This is a genomic window from uncultured Thiodictyon sp. (genome assembly GCA_903837595.1).
Taxonomy (GTDB): domain Bacteria; phylum Pseudomonadota; class Gammaproteobacteria; order Chromatiales; family Chromatiaceae; genus Thiodictyon.
This window is the reverse complement of sequence record CAILVI010000443.1, coordinates 1-3850: the sequence shown is the minus strand read 5'-3', so window position 1 is coordinate 3850 and position 3850 is coordinate 1. Positions and strand designations below refer to the sequence as shown.

The 3850-nt window shown below is 68.4% G+C and carries 4 protein-coding genes; 1 reads left to right on the top strand and 3 read right to left on the bottom strand.

The genetic code is table 11. From position 1 onward, the window contains the following. Window positions 1–169: 169 nt before the first annotated feature. The gene (locus tag QZY44_RS26270) at window positions 170–295 is read left to right on the top strand and encodes a hypothetical protein (RefSeq protein WP_295455087.1); all 126 of its coding nucleotides are present in this window, start codon (window positions 170–172) and stop codon (window positions 293–295) included. A 131-nt stretch (window positions 296–426) separates the two neighbouring features. On the opposite strand, the gene QZY44_RS26265 is transcribed toward QZY44_RS26270, so the two are convergent. The 3 genes from QZY44_RS26265 to QZY44_RS26255 all read right to left on the bottom strand — a co-directional run bounded on the left by QZY44_RS26265 (window position 427) and on the right by QZY44_RS26255 (window position 3440). Continuing rightward, window positions 427–822, bottom strand: coding sequence for a hypothetical protein (locus tag QZY44_RS26265; RefSeq protein ID WP_295455085.1), 396 nt, complete (start codon window positions 820–822; stop codon window positions 427–429). 132 nt (window positions 823–954) lie between these two features. Continuing rightward, window positions 955–1365, bottom strand: coding sequence for a hypothetical protein (locus tag QZY44_RS26260; RefSeq protein WP_295455083.1), 411 nt, complete (start codon window positions 1363–1365; stop codon window positions 955–957). Between the two features lie 44 nt (window positions 1366–1409). Next, window positions 1410–3440, bottom strand: coding sequence for an alpha/beta fold hydrolase (locus tag QZY44_RS26255; RefSeq protein WP_295455081.1), 2031 nt, complete (start codon window positions 3438–3440; stop codon window positions 1410–1412). Window positions 3441–3850: the final 410 nt, after the last annotated feature.

Genomic DNA, 3850 nt, shown 5'->3' with positions numbered 1-3850 from the left:
GCCACGCCAAACGACAGGCGGCCATCGACTACGCCTTTGAAAAGCAACGCCGTGAGCAAACGGGCTGAAGGCTATGAATGTGACAAAGTAGAACTACGGCCTGGGTATCTACGACTGGGGCAACGGCTGGGTCGGGCACACCGGTCAGATCCTCGGTTGGGAGTCGGTCGTGGCGTACAACACGAAGACCGGTGCGGCCTTCGTGACGATCGTCAATGAGACGGGTTCCGTGATGAGCGCCTTGGCCGTCGGCCTCCAGGTCTTCCCGGACCTCAAGGGGTTGCTGGGGCGGTAGGGGCCACGAGACCCGGCGAGGCGCGGGGTTCGACGCTGCGCCCCCCAGGGCTGGGCCGGGGCGGCGGCGTGGCGGTGGTCGGGGCCGACGACATGAATGCCCCACCGGCGGTTGAGGGACAGCCGGTCATCCTATGCCTCCCCTGGCCCTGAGACGGCCGTGGGGGCCAGGTTGGGTTCGTCTGGAAGCACCATCGGGCGCACGCCTTTGATCGAGCGAATGCTGAATCCGGGGTCGAGCCTCCGCAGTTCCGCAAAGAAGCCCGGGAAATGCGCCGCGCCGTAGGTGATGTAGATCTTATCGGCCTTTGATTCGGCAACGAATCGTGCCAACGCCCGGTTCCGGAAGTCGACGATGATACGGTTTGTCGGGTTCTGCTCGTCGCCCAGCGCTCCCGCGGTCGCCATGCCTAGCACGCCGCGGCAGACGATGCCGATCAGATTCTTCTGGCCCGGCGTCGTCCCGGCCATGGCATGGACCAGGGGCGTAAACGCGTCTGCGCTGCTGTCCTGCTTGGACTTGGCCATCCAGGCCGCCATCTCGGCGGAGAAGGCCGGGGCCTCGCGCGGGTGCTGGCCCCCATGCGCCGGTCGTCGTGGTAAAGCGGCACCACCCTGCGCGCGCAGGGCTGGCCGGATGGCTCGACCGGGCGACGGCGCTCAGTCGCCGTCCTTGCCGGTGAACATCGTGCTTTGCACATGCCCCTTGGCGTCGCTGCGGCAGGACCAGGGGGCGTTCGCACCGGGCACGATGATCATGACGGTGGTGTCGGGCCCGGCGGGCAGGACCTCGCTGACCGAGAGCCGACTGAGCGGCTTGTGGACGGTCTTGGCGACCGCCTTCAGGCACGCCTGCTCCGCGACCCGGGTCCCAAGGTTTCCAGGTGTGTCCGGAACGAAACCGGCCTTGGCGTTTTGCTCCTTGGTTTTGTGGATGTTGCAGCCCTGCGTCTCGGTGACCTGGGTGCAGCCGGAGCGTTCGAGTAGACGCCGGTATTGCGCGTCGATGGCATGCGCGGAGGTTGACGCCAGCAGGACAATTGCGGCGGCGAGGAGCGATGGCGTCTTCATTGGTCTTGACCTCATTCGGAGCGATGGGAGAAACGCGGCGTCAGTCATTTGGAGGTCCCGTCGGCCGGCCCCGCGGCCTGAGCCTCGACCTTGACCTCAGGCAGTACAAAGCTCGGCGCGAGCCCCGCCACGCAGGACTTATCCAGCGGCACCGTGGGATTCTCGATGAAGGCCACGCCCAGGTCCCGCGCGCATTGCGAGAAGAGCAGCGCACCGTGCCCGGTCTCGGGAAAGACGATCGCCTGGCCGTGGGGCAGGTGGCGCGCCGTCTGCGGACCCCAGCTCGCGGCGGTCTGCGTGTCGAGCAGCCCGGAGAGGGCCAGGGTCGGGATGGCAGCCGTCACCGGCTCATGGAAACCGGGCCTGGCATGCACGGGGAAGGGGGCGCAGCTGGCGTAGTAGGCATCGATGAAGTCCTCGACGGGCTTGGTGGCCTGCGCCGGCCACCCGTACTTGGCACGGAGGCCGGCGTTCACGGCCGCGGCGCCCTGGGGCGAGTTGATGTCCATGTCCTCTTGGCAGAAATACATCTGGAGCTGGAAGTCCTTCACCAGCAGGTAGTCGAGCTTGCGGTTGTCCGCCGAGATGCGGGCGTAGGCGTCGCTTACGTTCCGGGGGGTCAGCAGGCCGGCGAAGCCTGCGAGGCGCGCGCGCGTCTCGCCCGCGAAGTGGCGGGCGATCAGCGCGTGCAGGGCCTCGTTCGTGGGCTTGCCGGTGCGCAGGCGCAGATAATCTGCGGCAAAGGCGAGCCGCGCCTGGGGGTTGGGCAGGGTCCGGGCCGCCGCGAGGAGCGCCGACTCGAAGGCGTCCACCAGCCCGGCCCCTGCGGCTACGGCGGCGCGGTCGGCCTCCAGGCGGTCCAGCACGGTTTTGACCGCTTGCGCCTGGATCTCGCCCTGCTGGGCGAGGCGCAACGCCGTCTGGGCGAGAACGAGCGCGTTGGGGTCGAGCCCAGCAAGCCCCGCTAGTGCCGCCTCGGGGGTCTGGCGCGGGGGCAGCTGGTCCGCCGCTACGGCGTCCCAGGTGGTGGTCTGGCCCTGCTCCAACTCGGCGACCAGCTTGGGGAGGTAGCCGGTCAGGCTGTGCCGATTAGCCGTGAAGTGGTTGCGCCCCGCGACTAGGTCGAACAGGGCGTCGGTGTCGATCTTGGCCCCGTTGGCCGTAATCGGTGCCTTGGCGAGCTTGGAATACAGGGCCCAGAAGCGGTCCTTGAGGTTCGGGTAGGCGGCGGCGCAGCCGGCGTCGGCGGCGCACTGCGCGAACAGGGCCTCGAACGACTCGGCGAAGGGCACGGCGAGGGTGTCGTAGAACGCCACCTCGGCCGGTTCCACCGAGTCCAGCACCGCGGCGCGCAGGCCCTCGGGCGCGGTACGCATCACCTCCTGCCCGAGCCGGGTGCCGTAGGAGATCCCGTAGAGGTTGTAGACGGGATAGCCCAGGGCGCGCATCACCGCCTGCACGTCGCGGGCGTTCTGTTCGGTGTTGATCTTGGAGAGGTCGACACCAGCCCCGGCCAGCTCGTCGAGACAGGCCCGGGTGACCTCGGGCGGCAGGTACGCCGCCTTGGTTGCGACCTTCTCCTGGTCCCCGGTCCCGCGTGACAACCGTTGGGCCAGGTCCCCGGCGTGGTTGGCCAGGGTGGCGAGGCAGCGGGTCTCGCCCCCGGCGGAGGTGTCCACCCCGCGCTGGTCGAAGGCCACCACATCGCGCCGCGCCCGCAGCCCCTCGAAGAACGTGGAGGTAAGCCCGACCTCCTCGACAATGCCCCCTCCGGGGCCCCCGTGCAGATGCACCACCGCGTCCGGCGCAGGGGCGAGCGAGCGGGACTTGAAGATCATGAAGGTCAGCGGGATACGCCGGCCGTCCGGTTTGGCATGGTCCTCGGGGACCGAGACGGTGCCGCAGGCCACGGTCTTGCCCTCGATCTCGAAGGGGGCCAGCGGGCGCGGACAGGGCGCCGGCTTGACCGGATAGTGGCTGTCCGCGCCGCCCGCGGCGATGACCGGAAAGGCGGTTGCGGCGGGCGGGGGCGAGGTCAGCGCCAGCACGAAGGCGAGGATCTGGTCGGGGGTCATCGGGGCTCCTGGGTGGGTGAGTTAAGTGTCTGCGCTGGTATGGGCGGCCAAACCCGCTCGACCCCATCACGTCCTCAATCCTGGGGTCGTGCATGGGTGCGCCCGACATGCCGCATCAACCCGCATAGACCGGGTTGATCCCATGCGTGACGCATTCGACCAACTCCGCCTCGCCGCCCATCTGCTGACGCCCGCCGATCGATGACGAAGACCGTTCCCCAGCGCCGGTCCGGACGGCCGGGGCGACAGCCGCCACCCCGGCGCGTGAGCCTAGCCCGTCTTCGACTATTCGCGCCTATTTTTCACGTAACCCATTGGTTGGCTTGCACCGCAGGGGCAAAGGTCGGCACTACACAGCGATTAGTGTATGGAAGCTTGGTGAGCGGCAGTAATCCTCGGTGGGGGTTGCT